This is a genomic window from Vibrio sp. 10N.222.46.A1, assembly GCF_041473595.1.
Lineage (GTDB): Bacteria > Pseudomonadota > Gammaproteobacteria > Enterobacterales > Vibrionaceae > Vibrio > Vibrio tasmaniensis_A.
The window spans coordinates 1-473 of sequence record NZ_JBFRSN010001403.1 but is presented as its reverse complement, the minus strand read 5'-3'; the positions used below and the strand labels follow the sequence as shown (position 1 = coordinate 473).

The following is a 473-nucleotide window of genomic DNA, read 5'->3' as shown; positions in this document are numbered from 1 at the left end:
TACCTTGCTCCTTTCCAACGTAAAATCGGCCCAGATCCAGCTTCAATCAATACCTGTAAAATCGGTGGTATTGCAGCAAATAACGCCAGTGGTATGTGTTGTGGTACTGCGCAAAACTCGTATCGCACCGTCGAGAGCATGAAAATCGTATTGAGTGATGGCTCCCTGCTTGATACGGCAGATAACGCAAGTGTTGAAGCATTCAAGCTATCACATAAAGAGCTGTTTAAAGGCATTGTCGAATTACATCAACAGACAGCTTCAAACCAAGAACTCGCAGACAGAATTCGCCACAAGTACCGCCTCAAAAACACCACTGGCTACGCTCTGAATGCCTTGGTCGATTACCACGACCCAATTGAGATCATCAAACACTTGATGATTGGCTCAGAAGGTACACTAGGTTTCATTGCTGAGATTACCTACAACACGGTTATCGAACATCCAAACAAAGCTTCGGCTCTGTTGGTGTT

1 protein-coding gene is annotated in these 473 nt (G+C 45.0%); it reads left to right on the top strand.

From position 1 onward, the window contains the following. A partial coding sequence (locus tag AB4496_RS26930) for an FAD-binding oxidoreductase (protein WP_372132976.1) occupies positions 1-473 on the top strand: 473 nt, incomplete at both ends.